The sequence below is a fragment of the Sphingomonas sp. 7/4-4 genome (assembly GCF_027941955.1).
Lineage (GTDB): Bacteria > Pseudomonadota > Alphaproteobacteria > Sphingomonadales > Sphingomonadaceae > Sphingomonas.
Map to the genome: position 1 here is coordinate 2,090,844 of NZ_CP115960.1, position 19,108 is coordinate 2,109,951.

Here is a 19,108-nt window from a genome sequence, read left to right on the forward strand (position 1 = left end):
CTAGGCCGGCCATGCAAGAGCTCGACCCCCAGCAGCAAGCCGCCCGAACCTGGTTCGAAAGCCTGCGCACATCGATCTGCGCAGAGTTCGAGGCGATCGAGGCTGAGGCGGGATCCGACGCGCGCTTCGAGTATCTCGCCTGGGACCGCACCGATCCCAGCGGCCAACCGGGCGGTGGCGGCGTGCGCGGCGTGATGAAGGGCAAGGTGTTCGAGAAGGTCGGCGTCAATGTCTCGACCGTCGGCGGCAGCTTCGAAGGCGATTTCGCAAAGACGATCCACGGCGCGGGCGAGGACCCCAGCTTCTTCGCCACGGGGATCAGCCTCGTCGCGCACATGGCCAATCCACACGTGCCCGCGGTCCATATGAACACGCGCTTCCTGTGCACCACGAAACGCTGGTTCGGCGGCGGCGCCGATCTCAACCCGCCGATCCCGGTGGAGGAGGACACCGCCGAGTTCCATGCGGTGCTGAAGGCGGCGTGCGACAAGCACGATCCGGACTATTATCCGCGCTTCAGGAAATGGGCCGACGACTATTTCTACATCCCGCACCGGAAAGTGCATCGCGGCGTCGGCGGGATCTTCTACGATCATGTCGAGGCCGATTGGGAGGCGGATTTCGCGTTCACCCAGGACGTCGGCCGCGCGTTCCTCGACGTATTTCCGCGCATCGTCCGCCGGCGGATGGATGCACCCTTCACCGAAGCCGACAAGGCCCGGCAGCTCGAATGGCGCGGGCGCTATGCCGAGTTCAACCTGATCTACGATCGCGGCACCCTGTTCGGGCTCAAGACCGGCGGCAATGTCGACGCGATCCTGATGAGCCTGCCCCCGATGGCGGCATGGGCCTGACGCCCGTCCCCGACGGCGAGATCGCGACGGTCGTCACCTCGCTGGAGATGCGGAAGAAGCCGCCGCTGCGGCCGGCCCCGCCCTCGCCGCTCAAGCTCACGCACTGGCCCGCGCCGGCGAGCGACAAATATCGCGCGCTGTTCCGCCGCGTCGGCGAGCCCTGGCTGTGGTTCTCGCGGCTGGTGATCCCCGAGGAGGCACTGCGCCGCATCCTCGATGACGCGCGGATCGAAGTCTATGCCGCCACCGACCGGGCCGGGATCGAGCTCGGCATGATCGAGCTCGACTTCCGTGTCGAGGGGACCTGCGAATTATCCTATTTCGGGCTGGTCCCCGAACTCACCGGCAAGGGCAATGGCGGCTGGCTGATGGCGCAGGCGCTGGGCCTGGCGTGGCGCAAAGGCGTGGAGCGCGTCTGGGTGCATACCTGCACGCTCGATCATCCGGCGGCGCTCGGCTTCTACCGCCGCCACGGCTTCGTTCCCTACAAGCGCACGGTGGAGACCTTCGCCGATCCGCGGATCGCCGGGATCCTCGTGCCCGACGCCGCGCCTCACATTCCCTGTTTGGGCCCCTGTCCGGACGCGGCCCGCAAATAAGCGGCGACGCGAAGCACCGCGAGTGTCGACCAGGCAAATCCACCGATCAAGGCCGTGACGACATAGCCGATCGCCACCACGACCTGCGCATCCCCGACCGCAGCGCCGAGCCCCGCGAGCACGCTGGTAGAGACCACCACCAGCATCATCGCGCCAAGCAGCACGAACCCCGCCGCCGCCAGCAGTACGATCCAGCCGAAGCCGGCGCTGCTCCGCCAGCCTTGCCGGAATGCCGCGATCACGCCGCGCTCGGGCGCGGCGGCAAAGGCCGGGCCGGCAAGCCAGGTCCGCCCGAAGGCGAACAGCCCGGGCAGCAGCAGGAGCGAGGAGCCGAAGCTGAACAGCAATGCCGCGATAATGTCGATCGCCAGCCAGGGCAGCAGCCGCCGGAGCGTGAGCGCCAGCACTTCGCCCAGCGTGCGTCCGCCGCCCTGCAGGTATAGGTTGAGCATGGCGAAGGTGCCGAAGTCGATCGCGAGATTGGCGAGCAGGATCGGCAGTAGATTGGCGGTGTAGAACGCCATCACCGCCTCGCGCAACTTCTCCGGCGGGACGTCGCCCGGGAAGCCGCTGCCGGCGAGCAGGAGGATGATCCCGAGCATCGGCACGACGAAGAACATGCCCGCGATCGGCAGGAGCAGTTCGCGCTCGCGGCGCCAGAGCGTTCGGGCGTCGGCGAGCACGCCGGCGAGGCTGAGCGTCATGCGTCGGCTTCGTGGCGGAAGCGCGCGGCGGTCAGCGCGAGATACAGTTTGGCGGTGAAGACCGGCGGAATGACCATGAAGGCCGATTGCACCGCCGCGACGACGATCGAGGTCATCACGCCCGACAGCGTCACCCCGTCGCCCCGCCCCGCGACCAGCGCGAAGATGCTGCCGAACACGGTCATGGCGGCAAGCATGGCCACCCAGCTCACGATCACGAAGAGGATGATCACGCCGACGATGCGCAGCCCCACGCCGCGCGTCAGCCGCCATGATTCGCCGAGCGCGCTCAGCACGCGGCTCTCGCGGACCAGCACAGGCGTAGCGACCACGAACCGCGCGATCAGCCAGACGATGAGGAACACCAATGCAAGCAGATAGAGGACGATGAATACCGCCACGCTCATGCTCAAATTGACCTCTTCGTCCCGCGCCATCGCCGCCATGTCATAGCCGTTGAACGCCAGCACGCCCGGCACCGGAAGCACCAGCGCCGAGGCGACCACGATCATCACGATCGAGACCACCAGCGCGGGGAGCAAGCGCCGCGTGGCGATGCTCGCCGCGCTGCGCTCGCCGGCGATGTCGAGCGCCATCGCAGTGATCGCCAGCGATCCCCAGACCGAAAGGATCGCGAACAGGACCTGGAGCACGGTGAGCAGGATCTTCAGTTCCTCGCTCGCTCCGGTCATCGCCGCGGTGAAATTGCCCTTGATCGACGCGGGCACGAAGAAGGTGAGCAACGCGATCGGCAGGACGGCAGCAAGGTTGTCGCTCAGGAACTCGGCCGTCCGATCCCAGACTCCAGCCATCTTCACCATGACGCGCACATCCCCTTCGCCTCCTCGAGCCTCGTGTTAGCCGTCGGCCGGAGGCTTGCCAATGGCTGCGCAAATCCCTTTATCGGCGGGACATGACATCCGAAATCGAATGGCGCGTCGAACCCGGGCGGATCGACTATGGCGCGGCACTGGCGGAAATGGAGGCGCGCGCCGCCGCCGTGACGCGCGGGGACGCACGCGAATTGGTGTGGCTGCTCGAGCATCCGCCGGTCTATACCGCGGGCACCAGCGCGACCGACGCCGCCGAATTGCTCGATCCGCGCTTCCCCGTGCACAAGACCGGCCGCGGCGGACGCTACACCTATCACGGCCCCGGCCAGCGGATCGGCTATGTCGTGCTCGATCTGCGCGAGCGCCGCCGCGACGTGCGCTGTTATGTCCATGCGCTCGAAGGCTGGGTGATCGCCGCATTGGCCGAATGCGGGATCGAGGCGTTCCGCGCCCAGGGCCGGATCGGCATCTGGACGCGCGACGCGGCCGGCCGCGAGGCGAAAATCGGCGCGATCGGCGTCCGCATCCGGCAATGGGTGACGCTCCACGGCTTCGCAGTGAACCTTTCCCCCGATCTCAGCCACTTCACCGGCATCGTACCCTGCGGCATCGCCGAATTCCCGGTGACGAGCGCCGCGGCCCTGGGCAAGCAGGTGAGCATCGAGCGCTTCGATTCCGCGCTCTCCGCCACATTCCTGCCATTTTTGACGGCTCTCTCTACTGGCGGGCAAATCGAGTCTTGAGGGCTTGCCCCAAACCGACTAATGTCCACGTCGGTTTGGGTATTAACGGCGTATCCGCTGTCCAAATCCATTATCTAGGGAGCTATTACATGCGTGCAGTCCTTTCCAAGATCGTTGCAGGTTCGATGATCGCCGGTGCGGCCCTTCTGGCCTCGGCGTGCACCAGCAACGAGTCTTCGACCAACGTCACCAACACCACCGAAGTCGTTCCGACCGAGAACGTCACCACGACCGACACGATGGTCACGAACATCGATGCGGCTGCTCCGATGGACAACATGGGCGCCGAGGCGAACACCACGGTTACCGAGAACACCGCGAACGCGATGTAATCATCGCGCGTCAGCGTGTTTGATAGGGCCGCCCGGGCAACCGGGCGGCCCTTTTCGTTGGGCCCGGGGCCGCTCCGCAAGCGGCGAAAAAAGGGCTTGGGCACGGAGTCGAAAAGCCCTAACCACGCGTGGGACCAGCAAAAAGAGGGCGTGATGCCAGTTCCGCGTTTCGTTTCCGTACTTGCCGTAGCGGCCGGCTTTCTCTCCGCCGCCCCCGCATCGGCGCAGTTTTTTCTGAAGTCCGCGGCGATGCCGAGCGGCCGCGTGACCGGCACCGAGCCGGGCATGACAGGCCCCGCGCTGCCCGACGCCAGCCCTGCCGAGCTCCGCGCCGCCCTGGTGTGGAATCTGCGAGCCGCGCTCAACGTTGCCGCGCTCCAATGCCAGTTCGAGCCGACGCTGCTGACGCTCGGCAATTACAATGCGATCCTCAAAGATCACGAAGTCGAACTGCGTGAATCCTATGGAACGCTCGAGAAATATTTTACACGCCAGAACAAGACCAAGAAGGCCGGACAAACCGAACTCGACAGGTTCGGAACTCGCGTCTATTCGGGCTTTTCAACTGTCTCTGGCCAGCTATCTTTCTGCCAGACGGCCGCCGCAATCGGCCATGAAGCGCTGTTCGCCCGGCGCGGTACTTTCGGTGAGGTCGCGCAGGAACGGATACGCGAGCTTCGCGCCAGCCTTACGCCATGGGGCGAGCAGTTGCGCCGCAGCCTGAGCTATCGGGGCCTGGCCACCGCATCGCTCCCTCCCTTCTTCAGCAACGACAAATGCTGGCGCAAGGGCACGTACCAGGTGAAGAAATGCGGCGCGCTGCTCGCGACGCGTTAGGCGCCCGGAATCTGATGCCTTCACTCTGATCCGTTCGTTTCGAGCGCAGTCGAGAAACCGAGCCAGGCGTGACGCCATGTTTCTCGACTACGCTCGAAACGAACGGAGAAGGTAAGCTAGCCATCCCGTTCTAGCGCAAGCCTAGTAGCTTGTGCGTCTGGAGCGATAGCCGCCAGCGCGGCCGCTCCATCGCCAGCACGACTGCGGCGCGGGTGTTCGCCTCGGCTTCGGCGCTGTCCATCGGCTGGACGAGGAAGTGGCGGAAGTCCCAGGTCTCCAGCGTATCGAGATCCGTCCCCGCCTGTGGCCATACCAGCTTGAGCTCGTCGCCCGAGCGCTGGATCACTTCGCTTCCGGCCTTTGGGCTGATGCACACCCAGTCGATCCCGGGATGCACGGGCAGCGTGCCATTGCTCTCGATCGCGATCCGGAAGCCGCGCATGTGGAGTGCATCGACCAGTGCATCGTCGACCTGCAGCATCGGCTCGCCACCGGTCAGGACGACGAAGCGAGCGAGCGGCTCCGCTCCCCAATGCCCGACGACCGCATCCGCCAGCGCGTCCGCGTCGGCAAACTTGCCCCCGCCCAGACCATCGGTTCCTACGAAATCGGTGTCGCAGAACCGGCAGACCGCCGTCGCGCGATCCTGCTCGCGCCCCGACCAGAGGTTGCACCCGGCGAATCGCACGAACACCGCGCGCGCGCCCGCGTTCACCCCTCGCCCTGGAGCGTGAGGAACATCTCCTTGACGGCGTAGCTCATGGAACGGTCGCGTAGCGCGTCGGATCGGGAATGCCGGCCTCCTCGAAACCTTTCGAACGCAGCCGGCAGCTGTCGCACAGCCCGCAATGCAGGCTGCCGGGCGCGGGATCGTAGCACGACCAGCTCATGCCCGCGTCGAGCCCGAGCCGTGCCGCCTCGCGGACGATGTCGGCCTTGGTCATCTCCTGCAACGGCGCGCGGATCCGGAACGGTGCGCCCTCGACGCCCGCCTTGGTCGCGATTTCGGCGAGCTTCTCGAACCCGGCGATGAATTCGGGGCGGCAATCGGGATAGCCCGAATAATCCAGCGCATTGACGCCGATATAGATGTCACGCGCGCCCGCCGCCTCCGCCCAGCCGAGCGCGAGGCTGAGGAAGATGGTGTTGCGCGCAGGCACATAGGTCACCGGGATGTCGTCGCCGACACCCTGCTTGGGAACGTCGATCTCGGCAGTCAGCGCCGATCCGCCGAACGCGCGCAGATCCAGCGGCAGTACCACGTGGCGCTCGGCGCCGAGCACCTGCGCGATGCGGCGCGCCGCGGCAAGTTCGACATGGTGGCGCTGGTTATAGTCGATCGAGAGTGCGAGCAGCCGGTGCCCGTCCTCGCGCGCGCGCGGCCGAAACCATCGAATCCAACCCGCCCGAGATCAGGGCAACTGCTACGCTGTCGGTCATGGCCCAGCCGCTAGCCGCTTTCGCGTGCTGAATCAAAACAGGCTGAATCAAAATGGGCCGCCGAAGCGGCCCAGTTAGGGATGTTGCCAGAGAGGAAAATGCTCTCGAAGGAGCAGCCCAAATCTAACCGACAAGGGTTAACGAAACGTATCCCTGGCCGGGATCAGTTGCAGACGCCTGTCCGCCGCCCCTCGAAGCGCTCGGAGAAAGGCGCACCGTCCGCAACTCCCTGGGTCTCGAGATTGATCACGCGCGGCGTGTCGATCGAGATGGCGGTGCGGCCATGACCGTGGCTGGGGCAGGTATAGCGGATGGTGGCGCCGCGCGCGCTGCTGTCCATCACGAAATGCTCGCACTGGGTATTGCCGTGCATGATCTGGAGCAAGTCGGCGGGGCTGCGCACGCAAAGCTGCCGCAAGCCGCCGTCCACGGACTTGAGCTGCCATTGGCCGCGCTCGATCCCGTTGAGCGCGTTCGGCACAGGGTCGCGCTGCGCAGTCGCGCCCGCGGCTCCGAACAGGAGCAACGCACCGGCAATCATCGGGCGCATCAAACGCTTAAGCACCATATCAACTCCCCGCCCCAGGCCGCATATTCCGGCGCCCCAATCGAGATCTGCGTCCCGGTTCGAGGAAGATATGGAAATCGGCACCACAATTACAACGGCGGCGAAACAAAATCCGCGAGCTGCACGGGAAACTTCGTGGAGCAGAAGGCACAATCCACGCTGATCACGCCTTCTTCGTCGGCCATCGCCGCGCGTTCTTCGGCGGGGAACTTGCCGAGCACCTGCGTGATGTACGCAGCGTCGCATCGGCAGCCGCGCGAGAGCTGGGTCCCGCCCAGCAGCCGCACCTCGGGCTCCTCGTTGAACAGCCGCCAGACGAGGTTCTCGAGCGGGATCGCTGCATCGGCCAGCTCATCGGCGCCCATGGTCGAGCCGAGCGCCTCGACATGCTGCCATTCGGGATGATCGAGCCGGGTGTGCAGCCGCTCGCGACCCACTTCACCCTCCGGCAGATGCTGGAGGAAGATGCCGCCCGTGATCAGCTGGCCACCGGCGTCGCGCCGGACGCCGAGCCGCACCAGGCTGGGGATCTGCTCGGATTGCAGGAAATAGCTCTCCGCCGCCGCGCTCAGCGAATCGCCGTCGAGCGGCACGATGCCCTGGTAACGCTCCTTCGTTGTCGACTGATCGAAGGTGATCGCCAGATAGCCCTGATTGAACAGCGCATAGAGCGACGGGTTCTTGCCGAGCCGGGCGAGCCGCTCGGCGTCGAACTGGACATAGCCGCGCAGCTCGCCATTCTTGTAGTCGCACACCAGCAGGCTGACGATGCCGCCCTTGGTCTGCGCCTGCAGCGTCATCTGCCCCTCGGCATTCTTGAGCGTCGCGCCCAGCAATGCAGTCAGGGTCAGCGCCTCGGCGAGCAGTTTCTCGATGACCGGCGGATAGGCATGTGCCGACAGGATCTCGTTCAGTACCGGCCCCAGCCGCGTGATGCGGCCACGGGCATGGCGGCCTGGAATGGTGAAACCGACGACGCGGTCGAGATCGGTAGTGGGGGCGGTGTTGGTCATCATATCTCTCCACCCGTTCGCCCTGAGCCTGTCGAAGGGCGCGTTGCCACGAGCGTCACGCTGGTGGCGGACGCCCTTCGACAGGCTCAGGGCGAACGGGGAATTTCGGGTTCCGGGCCTAGATAGTAACCGGAACCACCAAAGCAACTCAGCCGATCTGGCCGAAACACCAGCGCAGGATCGACTTCTGCGCGTGCAGCCGGTTCTCGGCCTCGGGCCAGATCAGCGATTGCGGGCCGTCGATCACGGCGTCGACCACTTCCTCGCCGCGGTGCGCGGGCAGGCAGTGGAGGAACGCCGCATCGGGCTTCGCCGCCGCCATCAATTCCCTGGTGACCTGAAACGGCATCATCGCCGCGAGCTTGGTCTCGGCATGCGCCTGGCCCATCGAGATCCACGTATCGGTGACGATCACGTCGGCGCCCTCGGCCGCTTCCTTGGCGGTGCCGACGACTCGGGCCCGGCCGCGCCCGCGCGCGACATCCTCGTCGCTCGGCTGGAATCCCTGCGGGCACGCCGCAACCACGTCGAACTGCATCAACCCTCCCGCTTCCATGATCGAAGCGAGGACGTTGTTGCCGTCGCCCAGCCACGCGACCTTGAGCCCGGGCAGCGCGCGGCCGCTCTCGATGATCGTCAGCAGGTCGGCCATGATCTGGCACGGATGCGAGGCGTCGGTGAGCCCGTTGATCACCGGCACGCTGGCGTGCTTCGCCATGTCGACCACCTTCGCGTGATCGTCGGTGCGGATCATGATCGCGTCGACATAGCCCGAGAGGACGCGCGCGGTATCGGCGATGCTCTCGCCGCGGCCGAGTTGCATGCTGCCGGAATCCATCACGATGGAAGTGCCGCCCAATTGGCGGATCGCCATGTCGAACGACACGCGGGTGCGCGTCGAGTTCTTCTCGAAGATCATCGCTAGCGTGTGGCCGGCAAGCGGCGCGTCGGCATCGGCCTTGCCTTTAGGCCAACCCTTGCGCGCGGCCTTGCGCTGGAGCGCGTCGCCCAGCATCGCGGCGATGCCGTCGCCGCCGGCGTCAGAGAGGTCAAGGAAGTTCCGGTAGGTCATGGAATTCACCCTCACCCCGTTCGCGTCTCGACTATGCTCGACACGAACGGAGGGTTTTAGTTCTGCCAACGCAGTGGTTCAATCATCGCTCGGCGGCGCATAGGCGCGGGCGCCCGCGCTCATCCGCTCGACGCACTCGGCGATATGGCTCTCGTCGATCACCAGCGGCGGCAGCACGCGGAACACGTTCTCGCCCGCCGCCACGGTCAGCAGCCCGTGATTGTCGCGCAGATGCGCCACGAAGTCGCGCGCCACCGCCGGCTCCTTGAGCTTGATGCCGAGCATCAGCCCCTTGCCGCGGATCTCCTCGAACAGGTGATCGTGATTGGGGATCATCTGTTCGAATGCCTGGCGCAGCCGATCGCCCATCTTGACGACATGTTCGAAAAAGCCGGGCTCGAGCATCACGTCGAGGATCGCCTGCCCTGCCGCCATGCCGAGCGGGTTGCCGCCATAGGTCGAGCCGTGCGTGCCGATCACCATTCCCTTGGCCGCCTCCTCGGTGGCGAGGCACGCGCCGAGCGGGAAACCGCCACCGATGCCCTTGGCCGCGGTCAGGATGTCGGGGGTGATGCCGTAATGCTCGTACGCCCACATCTTGCCGGTCCGGCCATAGCCGCACTGGATCTCGTCGAGAATCAGCAGCAGGCCGTGCTCGTCGCAGGCCTTGCGCAGGCCCTGGATGAACTCGGGCGTGCCGGCGGTCATCCCGCCCTCGCCCTGCACCGTCTCGACGAGGAAGCCCGCGGTCTCGTCGTCGATCGCGGCGAGCGCGCCTTCGAGATCGTTGAACTTCACATAGTCGAACCCGGGCAGCAGCGGCTCGAAGCCGTCGCGCATCTTGGGCTGGTCGGTGGCCGAGATCGCCCCGATCGAACGGCCGTGAAAGGCGTTCTTGAAGGTGATGAGCTTGTGGCGCTGCGGGTTGCCGTTGACGTAATGATAGCGGCGCGCGGTCTTGATCGCGCACTCGATCGCCTCGACTCCGGAATTGGTGAAGAACACCGTGTCGGCGAAGCTGTTGTCGACGATCCGCTGCGCCAGCGCCTCGCCCTGCGGCGAGCCGTAGAGGTTGGAGACGTGCATCAGCGTCGCCGCCTGCTCCTGGATCGCCTTGGTCAGATGCGGGTGGCCATGGCCCAGCGCGTTGACGGCGATCCCGGCGGCGAAATCGAGATACTTCTCGCCGCGCTCGCCATAGAGGTACACGCCCTCGCCTCGCACCGGCCGCACACCGCACCGCGGGTAAACGGGCATCAGCGGAGTGATAGGCATGGGAACGGTACCTCCTCGAGAAAAGCTGGGTTGAGCTCCAGAAACGCAAAAGGGCGGCCAACCGGACCGCCCGGAGCGGGTGTTTACGAGCAGCGCCACACCTGCGTCAATATTCGTTTGGGCGGAGCCCCATGCATCGCCGCCATGCGACGGGCATCTAGTTCTTGAGCTTCCAGCCCTTGCGCAGCAGCCAGTAGCACAACAACCCCAATGCGGCATCGAGCGCGAGGATGATTCCGCTGCCGGTCAGGATCGGCGAGATCCGCGACGCCGAGAAAGCCGTAGCGGAAGCCCGAGATGATGTAGAAGAACGGGTTGAGATGGCTGATCGTCTGGAACACCGGCGAGAGCCTGTCGACCGAGTAGAAGGTGCCCGACAGCAGCGACAGCGGCGCCACGACGAAGTTGCTCACCGCCGCGGCGTGATCGAACTTCTCCGCCCAGATCGAAGTGAGCACGCCGAGCAGCGACAGGAACAGTGCGCCGAGGAAACCGAACCACAGGATCGCCCAGAAATGCCGCGGCGTCACGTCGACGCCTGGCCACAACGCCATTGCCAGCCACACCGTCGCGCCGACGCAGAAGGCGCGGGTCACCGCGCCGCCGCACAGGCCCGCAAGCAGCTCGCCGGTCGAAAGCGGCGGCATCAGATAGTCGACGATCGTCCCCTGGATCTTGCCGACGAGCAATGAGAAGCTCGAATTGGCGAAGGCATTTTGCAACATGCCCATCACGATCAGCCCGGGCGCGATGAAATCGGCGAAGTGGATGCTGTGCCCCTGCAGCTCGATCGTGCGCCCGCCGCCGCCCAGTGCGACGGTGAAAATCACCAGAAACAGCAAGGTCGTGACCGCTGGTGCCCAGATCGTCTGGAGCTGCACCTTGAAGAAACGGCGCACCTCCTTGATATAGAGGGTACGCAGTCCTCCCCAATTCACGTTGCGAATCACCGGAACGCCGGGTTCGGGGAGACTATGGCTGATTTTGGGGCCGGATTCCGGGTAGCTGCTCATCGCATGTTCGCGTAAACGCTGCCCGCGCCGCCCGCAAGTTGAAGGAAGATAAGTGAGCTGGACCGAAGAGCGTATCGATACGCTGAAGAAGATGTGGGACAGCGGCCTGACCGCGACCCAGATCGCCGAGGAGCTCGGCGGCGTGTCACGCAATGCCGTGATCGGCAAGGCGCACCGGCTGGGTCTCCAGTCGCGCCCGTCGCCGGTCAAGCCCAACGAGCCGAAGGCCGAGGCCGCGCCCGCAGCGCCCAGGCCAGCCGCGCCTGTTGCTGCGCCGGCCCCCAGAGCGCCCGTAGCGCCCGCCCCCAAGGCGCCGGTCGAGGCCGCCGCTCCCGGCGCCGCGGCACCGGCTGCCGAGCCCAAGCCCGAATCGAACGCGCCCGTGCTGCGCTCGGTCGGTCCCGGCGGCTTCCTCCGCCAGAATCCCGGCGAGCAGTCCGCACCGATCACGCCGGCCCCGCCGCGCCGTCTGGTCCCGGCCAAGCCGAGCGACGCGATCGCGGGCAAGACCAGCCTGCTCGATCTCAACGACCGCATCTGCAAATGGCCGCTCGGCCATCCGGGCGAGCCCGACTTCCATTTCTGCGGCGAAAAGGTGAATCCGGGCTTCCCGTATTGCGTCGCGCATTGCGGCCACGCCTATCAGGCGCAGCTCCCCCGCCGCGATCGCCGTCCCCCGCCGCCTTTGCCCTTCGGCGGCCCGCGGGTGCGCTGATCCGATCCTGAAGTTCGCATCGCCCCGGAACCCGGTTCCGGGGCGATTGCTTTGGGATGTCGATGTTGGCTTCTATAGCCGCCGCCCCGGATATAAATGCCGGCGCGTCAGGGCCGATGGAATTGGTCGGGATATTCCCAGCGCCACGGCAGGCCCATCTCGCCGAGCACCGCCTTCACCAGCTCGGGGAACGCCGCTTCGGCGCGCACATCGTTCGACAGGAGAACGATGCAGCGCTTTCCGCGCTCGATGCACACGAGGTTGTTGCCGGTCGAGATCATTGTGTCCGCTCTTGAAGAAGCCGGGGCCCTGCGGCCCGGTAAACGCTATCACTCCCAGTCCAGCCGCGAACCCCTTCGGCCGGGAGGCCGGGGCAGATCGGGCTGCAGCGTCGGGAATTGCGAGGACGTGGTGATCGGCAATTGCCCGCGCACCATCTCGCGGCGCGCCTTCGCGCTCAGCCCGTCGCCGCGCGCCAGCCCGGCCGCGAAGCGCGCCATGTCGGCGATGGTCGTGTCCATCGAACCCGCCGCGCGGACCCGGCTGCGCTCGTCGTGCGGCTCGACCTTGCCCTCCGCGGTCCAGCCGTCCGCCAGGTTGCGCGCAAAATCGGCGCGCCATTTCATGCTGGTGTTGGTCATGCCGAAGCGATCGAACACGCGGCGCTGCATCTCGGCGCCGAGGTCGAGGTCCAAGCCCTTCTCGATTGCGAACTGGAGCAGGAGGATGCCCTCGCCCGAATAGGCGTAGCGGCTGCCGGGCTCGAAATGGATGCGCAGTTTCTCGTCGGGCTCGAGAAACGCGAAATTGGCGAAACCGGTGCTGTGGGTCAGCACCATCCGCGGCGTGATCTTGCGCCAGCGCGGATCGCCGGCGAGATCACCCCAATTCCCGTAAGCTTCGAGATTGCCATAATCGGGCAGCGGTTTCGGCAGCATGTCGGCGATCGGCTTGTCGAGGTCGATCTTCCCCTCATCGACCAATTGCATCACCGTGTAGGCGAACACGGCCTTGGTCAGCGACGCGCCGTACATCACCGTGTCGGTATCGAGCGATGCGCCCGCGGCGTTGCGCGCGCCGAAGCTTCGCACGACCACCGGCTTCCCGTCCTCGATCGTCGCTATCGCGAGCCCTTTGGCGCCGGTGCGCGCCATCGCAGCCTTGACCGCCGCATCGATCGCCGCGGCGTCCCGGGTTTGTGCCTGGCCGGCATTGGGAAGAGTCGCGGCGAGCAATGCCGCGATCGTTGCTGCCCGCTTGACGATCCGCATCATCTCTCCCCGTTCGATTCCCGGCGAGAGCGTAAAAGCGGCGCCCAAGCCACGCAACCGCGCATAAGTTCTCTTTTTGTTCTTTTCTGCCGCGATGCGTTCTGATATGCAGTCGCGCAAGCGAAGGAGATCGACGCCATGTATTTGCAGCCAGCCGAATGGTCGAACGCCGGCATCGCCCGCGCCACCGGGCCGCGCAGCATCGGCAGCATCCTGAGCGCGATGCCCGAAGTGGCCGCGCTCCGCGCCGCGAAGGACGGTCGTTTGCGCAACCTTGCCTTGCGCCGCAATTCGGCGTGACCCTATACCCTTTGCATGTCTGAAGACCTGTTTGCCGCGCCGGGCGTTCCCTCCGGCACTTATGACGCCTCCTCGATCGAAGTGCTGGAAGGGCTCGAGCCTGTCCGGCGGCGCCCCGGCATGTATATCGGTGGCACCGACGAGCGCGCGCTCCATCACCTCGCCGCCGAAGTGCTCGACAATGCGATGGACGAGGCGGTGGCGGGCCACGCCAACCGCATCGAGATCGTGCTCGAGGTCGGCAACCGGCTGACCATCGTCGACAATGGCCGCGGCATGCCGATCGATCCGCACCCCAAATTCCCCGACAAGTCGGCGCTCGAAGTGATCCTCTCGATGCTCCATTCGGGCGGCAAATTCTCGGGCAAGGCGTACGCCACCTCTGGCGGCCTCCACGGCGTCGGCATCAGCGTCGTCAACGCGCTGTCGGTCGACACGGTCGTGGAAGTGGCGCGCGACAAGCAGCTCTATCGCCAGCGCTTCAGCCAGGGCCAGACGCTCGGGCCGCTCGAGCATCTCGGCGGCACGCCCAACCGGCGCGGCACATCGGTGGCATTCACTCCCGACACCGAGATTTTCGGTGAGATGCTGTTCAAGCCCGCCCGGCTCTACAAGCTGGCGCGCTCCAAGGCGTATCTATTTGCGGGCGTCGAAATCCGCTGGAAATGCGATCCCTCGCTGATTTCCGACGAAACGCCACCTGAAGCGGTGTTCCAGTTCCCCGGCGGCCTTGCCGATCACCTCAAGGAGCAGATCGCCGGCCGCGAATGCGCCACCGCGGAGTTCTTCGTCGGGCAACAGGACTTTCCCGGCGAGGATCAGGGCCGCGTCGAATGGGCAGTCGCCTGGCCGCTGTGGAGCGACGGCAGCTACAGCTGGTATTGCAACACCATCCCGACGCCCGATGGCGGCAGCCACGAGCAGGGCCTGCGCCAGGCGCTCACGCGCGGCATCCGCGCGTTCGGCGAGCTGGTCGGCCAGAAAAAGGCCAAGGACATCACCGCCGACGACGTGATGGTCGGCTCCGAGCTGATGCTCTCGGTGTTCATCCGCGAGCCGCAATTCCAGTCGCAGACCAAGGACCGGCTGACTTCGCCCGAAGCGACCGCCTTGGTCGAACGCGCGGTGCGTGATCATTTCGACCATTTCCTCTCGGACCATATGGACCGCGGCAAGGCCTTGCTCGGCTATGTGCTCGATCGCATGGACGAGCGCCTGCGCCGCAAGCAGGAGCGCGAGGTCAAGCGCAAGACCGCGACTTCGGCGCGCAAGCTGCGCCTCCCCGGCAAGCTCACCGATTGCGCCGCCGACAGCCCGGAGGGCACCGAGCTGTTCATCGTCGAAGGCGATTCGGCCGGCGGCTCGGCCAAGCAGGCGCGCGACCGCAAGACGCAGGCAATCCTCCCCATTCGCGGCAAGATCCTCAACGTCGCATCGGCCACCGCCGCCAAGATTCTCGCCAATCAGGAGATCGCCGACCTGGTCCTCGCGATGGGCTGCGGCACGCGGAAGGACTGCATCCCCGAGAATCTGCGCTACGAACGCATCATCATCATGACCGACGCCGATGTCGACGGCGCACACATCGCGACCTTGCTGATGACCTTCTTCTTCCAGGAGATGCCCGAGCTCGTCCGGCAGGGGCATCTCTATCTCGCCCAGCCGCCGCTCTATCGCCTGACCGTGGGCTCGAAGAGCCTCTATGCCCGCGACGACGCGCACCGGCTCGAGATCGAGACCACGGCATTCAAGGGCAAGAAGGTCGAGGTCAGCCGCTTCAAGGGCCTTGGCGAGATGAACCCCAACCAGCTCAAGGAAACCACGATGGACCCGAAGACGCGCGGGCTGCTGCGCGTCACGCTGCCGCAGGAATATGAGGAGCGCGCGGGCGTGAAGGATCTGGTCGACCGGCTGATGGGCAACAATCCCGCGCACCGCTTCGCCTTCATCCAGGAAAATGCCGCGCGGCTCGACGAGGAAGTCATCGACGCCTGATTTCTCGGCGCCCCCTGTAAGAAATCCCGCCCTTCCCCGACTAAAGCTGTGAACGGGAGGGTAGCGCAGAATGCACGGCGATCGGACAAGGCAGGACGCGCTCTACGCCGAGGCCGGCGCCGCGCACGCGCCGGCGATCGCCCGCCTCGCCCGCTCGGTTGAGGCCAATCCCGATCAGGCGCGCGATCTCGAGCAGGAAATCCACCTCGCTTTGTGGCGCAGCCTCGCCGGATTCGACGGCCGCTGCGCGGTCGCGACCTGGGTCTATCGTGTCGCGCACAATGTCGCTGCCAGCCACGCCGCCCGCGGGGCGCGCGCAGCCAAGCTCGTCGCGCTCGACGACGAGGCCTTGCTCTCCGGGAACGATCCCGAGGCCGAAATCGGCCACGCCCGCACGATCGAGCGCCTCAATGCGCTGATCCGCCGGCTCCAGCCGCCCGATCGCGAAGTGATGCTGCTCTATCTGGAGGGGCTCGACGCGCGCGCGATCGCCGAAATCACCGGCCTCGCCGCGAACCACGTCGCAGTGAAGGTCCATCGCATCAAGGCGCTGCTCGCGGCGCGTTTCCAAGCCGGAGAAGCGGCATGACCGACTCCATCACCGCACTCTGGGCGCAGCAGCACACAGACGCCGCACCACTCGACGCCGAAGCGCTCGCCCTCGCCGACACGCGCTTTCGCCGCCGTATCCGCCGGCGCGATACGATCGAGTATGTCGCCGGGCTGCTCGCGTCGGGCGTGTTCGTCAACACCGCCGTGCGCACCCCGGACTGGGGCGTCCGCATCGCCTGTGCCGCGATCATCCTCGGCGCGCTGATCGTGCTGTACAATTTGTGGCGTCGTCGTCCGGCCGCACACGATGCCGCACTGGGGGCTCCCAGCCTTGCCTTTCATCGCGCGAGATCTAGTCACACAACGTGACGCGCTCACCACCGTCTGGCGCTGGTATCTCGCGCCGGTCGTCCCCGGCATGGTGCTGTTCCTGCTCGCCGTGCTGCGCGCCTCGGCCCAGCACATGCCCTTCTGGGCGGCGTTGCTCGCGATCACCGGGGTGGCCCTACCCGTCGTCGGGATCTTCTGGGGCATCCACCGCCTCAATCGTATCGGCGCGCGCCGCCTCCAGGCAATGATCGACGCGCTCGACCGCGGCGAAGTGTGACGGCTACACTCAATCCACGGGAGATTTCGAAATGCGCCTGCTGCTGTCATGTCTGCTCGCTCTCGTCCCCGTCGCGGCGCACGCGCAAACCCCGCCCGCCGCACGGGCAGCGGCGCCGACACCCGCCTCCGCCTTCGAGGCACGCGCGAAGGAGCTCGCTACGCTGCTCGCGGACGCCGCCGGCTATGACAGCTTCTTCTCGCCGGGCTTCCGCGCCGCTGTACCCCGCGACAAATTCGAGCCTACCCGTGCCAGCCTGCAGGAAGCCAATGGCCCGGTCACGGGCGTGCGCATCCGGGCGATGACCTCTCCTTGGGCGGGCACGCTCGAAGTCGATTACCGCGATGCAGTCGCGACCGTAGAGATGGTGGTCGACGCCACCGAACCGCATCAGGTCTCCGGTCTGCGCATCACCAACGTCAGCGGACGCGAGAAGAGCACGGACGAAGTCGCCGCCGCGATCCGTACGCTCCACGGCACTACCGGCTTCGCTCTCGCCAGGCTCGGCAACGGCGCACCCGAGCTGTTGATCCAACACCAGCCGGACCGCCCCTTCGCGATCGGCTCCGCATTCAAGCTGATCATCCTCGCCGAACTGGTCCGCGCCACCAATGCCGGCGAGCGCAAATGGAACGACATGGTCACGCTGGACGGCACACCGCTGCCGGGCGGCGGCTATTTCATGAAGCCCAAGGGCACGCAGGTCTCGCTGCGCGAGCTTGCGACGCAGATGATCTCGATCAGCGATAACAGCGCCACCGACATCCTGCTGCACACGCTGGGCCGCGAGAAGGTCGAGGCGATGCTCCCGGTGGTCGGCGTCAAGGACCCGGTGCGCAACCGTCCGTTCCTCGGCGCGCTTGAATTGTTCAAATTGAAGGGGATCGAGGCGAACAATCTCGCCACGCGCTATCTCGCCGAGAACGAAGCCGGCCGGCGCCGCATGCTCGACGGGGAGATCGCCGGGCTGCCGCTGCTGCTGATCAAGCCGACGCTGTTCCGCGACGGCAAGCCGGTGCTGATCGAGCAGCTCGAATGGTTCCTCTCCCCGCCGACCTGGTGCGCGTAATGGACTGGCTCCGCCGCAACACCGAAGGCCCTAAGGGCGCCGATGCCCGCGCGGTGCTGTCGAAGAATCCCGGGATCGGCCCCGTTGCCGGCAAGTGGCAATGGGTCGGCTACAAGGGCGGCTCAGAGCCCGGCGTGATGAACATGACCCTGCTGCTCCAGGCAAAGGCCGGTGGCTGGTATGCTCTCACCGGAAGCTGGAACGACCCCGCACAGGCCGTGAGCGAAGGCCGCTTCGCTGCGCTGGTCACCCGCGCGGCGGAACTGGCGGCGCCATAGCGGTACGACCACTGGCAGCTAACGCCCCACTAGCAGACATGCTTGCAATGTAGGATTTCGTCTGACAGCCTCATCTAGCTCTTTGACATCGTAACGCCCCTCTCCTCCTGGTCGTGCGAAAGCAGGAGCATAGCGCCGCTTGGTCCACACCATCCTGGATTGCCTGCGCAGGAACAGGCCAGAACCATGCAGGCAGTGTGACCCTAGTGTGACCTTTCGCGGCTAACCACCAATAGCCGACATTCGCCGCGCAAGGACTCGCGCCCTATCCCCGCATCCGCAGCCGATGATACGCCGCCCGCGTCGAGATCGCCGCGATCGTCACCAGCACGCCGATCCCGAGCACGCCCACGCCCAACCAGAGCGGCACTGTCTCCACGCCCTTGCGATGAAGCAGCACCAGCAGCGCGCCCGCCAGTGACACGCCGATGCCTGCGCGCCGCAGCCGCAGCGCCACGCCGCGCAGCTCGCGATGATAGGCCGCGCGCTCGGCCGGGTCCTTCAGGTCAGGCGGCGCCACGCCATTCGTCCCGCAGCAACCCGTAGAGCGCAGTGTCACGCACGCCGATATGCGTCTCCCATTCGCCGCGTAATATGCCCTCGAGCTTGAAGCCGAGCTTTTCGAGCAGCCCGCGCGACGCCGCGTTCTCCGGATCGGTATCGGCGAACACGCGCCGCTGTCCTTCCGCGAAAAGCCGGTCGATCACGCCGCTGACCGCCTCGGCAGCGATCCCGCCGCCCCAATGCGCGCGCAGCGGCATATAGCCGATCTCGCTGACATTGCCCTGCCGCTTCTCGCCCGCCGCGACGAAACCGATCGCGGTGTCGTCACCCTTCAGCGTGATCGCCCAGCAGCGCCATTCGGGCGCTTCCTTCGCGAGATGCGCGCGCGTCTGTTCGATCCGGTCGTGCGGACCGCTCGACCACCAGCGCATCAGTTCCGCATCGGCATAGGCCGGGTGCAGCGCCTCGGCGTCAGCGAGGATGCGCGGCCGCAACCGCAGGCGCGCGGTCTCCAGCACCATTGTTTCCCGCGCG

At 66.2% G+C, this 19,108-nt stretch carries 23 protein-coding genes and 3 pseudogenes; 13 read left to right on the forward strand and 13 right to left on the reverse strand.

Annotated elements, in window-relative coordinates:
• Positions 1-11: 11 nt before the first annotated feature.
• Positions 12-854, forward strand: coding sequence for an oxygen-dependent coproporphyrinogen oxidase (gene hemF / locus PIB19_RS10465; RefSeq protein WP_271240763.1), 843 nt, complete (start codon positions 12-14; stop codon positions 852-854).
• A complete protein-coding gene (locus PIB19_RS10470) occupies positions 845-1,453 on the forward strand; it encodes a GNAT family N-acetyltransferase (RefSeq protein WP_271240764.1) in 609 nt (202 codons plus the stop codon). The genes hemF and PIB19_RS10470 overlap by 10 nt, the downstream gene beginning before the upstream one ends.
• Here PIB19_RS10470 and PIB19_RS10475 read toward each other — a convergent pair.
• Both PIB19_RS10475 and PIB19_RS10480 read right to left on the reverse strand, forming a co-directional pair.
• Complete coding sequence (locus PIB19_RS10475; RefSeq protein ID WP_271240765.1) at positions 1,408-2,157, reverse strand: hypothetical protein; 750 nt, start codon at positions 2,155-2,157, stop codon at positions 1,408-1,410. The two genes, PIB19_RS10470 and PIB19_RS10475, sit on opposite strands and share 46 nt — an antisense overlap.
• Positions 2,154-2,978, reverse strand: coding sequence for a hypothetical protein (locus PIB19_RS10480; RefSeq protein WP_271240766.1), 825 nt, complete (start codon positions 2,976-2,978; stop codon positions 2,154-2,156). The genes PIB19_RS10475 and PIB19_RS10480 overlap by 4 nt, the downstream gene beginning before the upstream one ends.
• Before the next feature lie 92 nt (positions 2,979-3,070).
• On the opposite strand from PIB19_RS10480, the gene lipB reads away from it, so the two are divergent.
• From lipB to PIB19_RS10495, 3 genes are all read left to right on the forward strand, one after another.
• Complete coding sequence (lipB, locus tag PIB19_RS10485; RefSeq protein WP_271240767.1) at positions 3,071-3,733, forward strand: lipoyl(octanoyl) transferase LipB; 663 nt, start codon at positions 3,071-3,073, stop codon at positions 3,731-3,733.
• Positions 3,734-3,822: 89 nt separating this feature from the next.
• The gene (locus tag PIB19_RS10490; protein ID WP_271240768.1) at positions 3,823-4,065 is read left to right on the forward strand and encodes a hypothetical protein; all 243 of its coding nucleotides are present in this window, start codon (positions 3,823-3,825) and stop codon (positions 4,063-4,065) included.
• A gap of 96 nt (positions 4,066-4,161) precedes the next feature.
• On the forward strand, positions 4,162-4,902 hold the full coding sequence (locus tag PIB19_RS10495) for a hypothetical protein (RefSeq protein WP_336297308.1): 741 nt from the start codon (positions 4,162-4,164) through the stop codon (positions 4,900-4,902).
• 130 nt (positions 4,903-5,032) lie between these two features.
• Here the strand turns inward: PIB19_RS10495 and queE are convergent.
• From queE to PIB19_RS10530, 7 genes and pseudogenes are all read right to left on the reverse strand, one after another.
• Positions 5,033-5,664, reverse strand: a pseudogene (queE, locus tag PIB19_RS10500) (7-carboxy-7-deazaguanine synthase).
• A pseudogene (gene queC, locus PIB19_RS10505) lies at positions 5,661-6,342 on the reverse strand (7-cyano-7-deazaguanine synthase QueC). Before queC ends, queE begins: the two co-directional pseudogenes overlap by 4 nt.
• A gap of 163 nt (positions 6,343-6,505) precedes the next feature.
• Positions 6,506-6,910 (reverse strand): DUF3617 domain-containing protein, encoded by a 405-nt coding sequence (locus PIB19_RS10510; protein ID WP_271240769.1) that lies wholly within the window; start codon positions 6,908-6,910, stop codon positions 6,506-6,508.
• Between the two features lie 89 nt (positions 6,911-6,999).
• Positions 7,000-7,923 carry an Hsp33 family molecular chaperone HslO gene (gene hslO / locus PIB19_RS10515; RefSeq protein WP_271240770.1) on the reverse strand — a complete coding sequence of 308 codons (924 nt, stop codon included), beginning with the start codon at positions 7,921-7,923 and terminating at the stop codon, positions 7,000-7,002.
• A gap of 148 nt (positions 7,924-8,071) precedes the next feature.
• The gene (gene argF / locus PIB19_RS10520; RefSeq protein WP_271240771.1) at positions 8,072-8,995 is read right to left on the reverse strand and encodes an ornithine carbamoyltransferase; all 924 of its coding nucleotides are present in this window, start codon (positions 8,993-8,995) and stop codon (positions 8,072-8,074) included.
• A gap of 78 nt (positions 8,996-9,073) precedes the next feature.
• Positions 9,074-10,270 (reverse strand): aspartate aminotransferase family protein, encoded by a 1,197-nt coding sequence (locus PIB19_RS10525; protein WP_271240772.1) that lies wholly within the window; start codon positions 10,268-10,270, stop codon positions 9,074-9,076.
• 157 nt (positions 10,271-10,427) lie between these two features.
• Positions 10,428-11,283: pseudogene (locus PIB19_RS10530) on the reverse strand (ABC transporter permease).
• Positions 11,284-11,335: 52 nt separating this feature from the next.
• Here PIB19_RS10530 and PIB19_RS10535 point away from each other — a divergent pair.
• The gene (locus PIB19_RS10535; protein WP_271240773.1) at positions 11,336-11,998 is read left to right on the forward strand and encodes a GcrA family cell cycle regulator; all 663 of its coding nucleotides are present in this window, start codon (positions 11,336-11,338) and stop codon (positions 11,996-11,998) included.
• A 107-nt stretch (positions 11,999-12,105) separates the two neighbouring features.
• Here PIB19_RS10535 and PIB19_RS10540 read toward each other — a convergent pair whose 3' ends face one another.
• A complete protein-coding gene (locus PIB19_RS10540; RefSeq protein WP_271240774.1) occupies positions 12,106-12,279 on the reverse strand; it encodes a hypothetical protein in 174 nt (57 codons plus the stop codon).
• A gap of 48 nt (positions 12,280-12,327) precedes the next feature.
• Positions 12,328-13,269 carry a serine hydrolase domain-containing protein gene (locus tag PIB19_RS10545; RefSeq protein WP_271240775.1) on the reverse strand — a complete coding sequence of 314 codons (942 nt, stop codon included), beginning with the start codon at positions 13,267-13,269 and terminating at the stop codon, positions 12,328-12,330.
• A 138-nt stretch (positions 13,270-13,407) separates the two neighbouring features.
• Here PIB19_RS10545 and PIB19_RS10550 point away from each other — a divergent pair, with 138 nt between their 5' ends.
• The 7 genes from PIB19_RS10550 (at position 13,408) to PIB19_RS10580 (ending at position 18,070) form a co-directional block, all read left to right on the forward strand.
• Positions 13,408-13,569, forward strand: coding sequence for a hypothetical protein (locus tag PIB19_RS10550; protein WP_271240776.1), 162 nt, complete (start codon positions 13,408-13,410; stop codon positions 13,567-13,569).
• 15 nt (positions 13,570-13,584) lie between these two features.
• Complete coding sequence (parE, locus tag PIB19_RS10555; protein WP_271240777.1) at positions 13,585-15,564, forward strand: DNA topoisomerase IV subunit B; 1,980 nt, start codon at positions 13,585-13,587, stop codon at positions 15,562-15,564.
• A gap of 70 nt (positions 15,565-15,634) precedes the next feature.
• On the forward strand, positions 15,635-16,153 hold the full coding sequence (locus PIB19_RS10560) for an RNA polymerase sigma factor (RefSeq protein ID WP_271240778.1): 519 nt from the start codon (positions 15,635-15,637) through the stop codon (positions 16,151-16,153).
• Entirely contained in the window at positions 16,150-16,485 is a 336-nt protein-coding gene (locus PIB19_RS10565; RefSeq protein WP_271240779.1) for a hypothetical protein, read from the forward strand. Before PIB19_RS10560 ends, PIB19_RS10565 begins: the two co-directional genes overlap by 4 nt.
• Positions 16,448-16,723 carry a hypothetical protein gene (locus tag PIB19_RS10570; RefSeq protein ID WP_271240780.1) on the forward strand — a complete coding sequence of 92 codons (276 nt, stop codon included), beginning with the start codon at positions 16,448-16,450 and terminating at the stop codon, positions 16,721-16,723. Before PIB19_RS10565 ends, PIB19_RS10570 begins: the two co-directional genes overlap by 38 nt.
• 31 nt (positions 16,724-16,754) lie before the next feature.
• A complete protein-coding gene (locus tag PIB19_RS10575) occupies positions 16,755-17,792 on the forward strand; it encodes a serine hydrolase (RefSeq protein WP_271240781.1) in 1,038 nt (345 codons plus the stop codon).
• On the forward strand, positions 17,792-18,070 hold the full coding sequence (locus tag PIB19_RS10580) for a hypothetical protein (RefSeq protein WP_271240782.1): 279 nt from the start codon (positions 17,792-17,794) through the stop codon (positions 18,068-18,070). Before PIB19_RS10575 ends, PIB19_RS10580 begins: the two co-directional genes overlap by 1 nt.
• A 265-nt stretch (positions 18,071-18,335) precedes the next feature.
• Here the strand turns inward: PIB19_RS10580 and PIB19_RS10585 are convergent, their stop codons facing one another.
• Positions 18,336-18,590 (reverse strand): hypothetical protein, encoded by a 255-nt coding sequence (locus tag PIB19_RS10585; protein ID WP_271240783.1) that lies wholly within the window; start codon positions 18,588-18,590, stop codon positions 18,336-18,338.
• The gene (locus tag PIB19_RS10590) at positions 18,577-19,095 is read right to left on the reverse strand and encodes a GNAT family N-acetyltransferase (RefSeq protein WP_271240962.1); all 519 of its coding nucleotides are present in this window, start codon (positions 19,093-19,095) and stop codon (positions 18,577-18,579) included. Before PIB19_RS10590 ends, PIB19_RS10585 begins: the two co-directional genes overlap by 14 nt.
• Between the last annotated feature and the right edge of the window lie 13 nt (positions 19,096-19,108).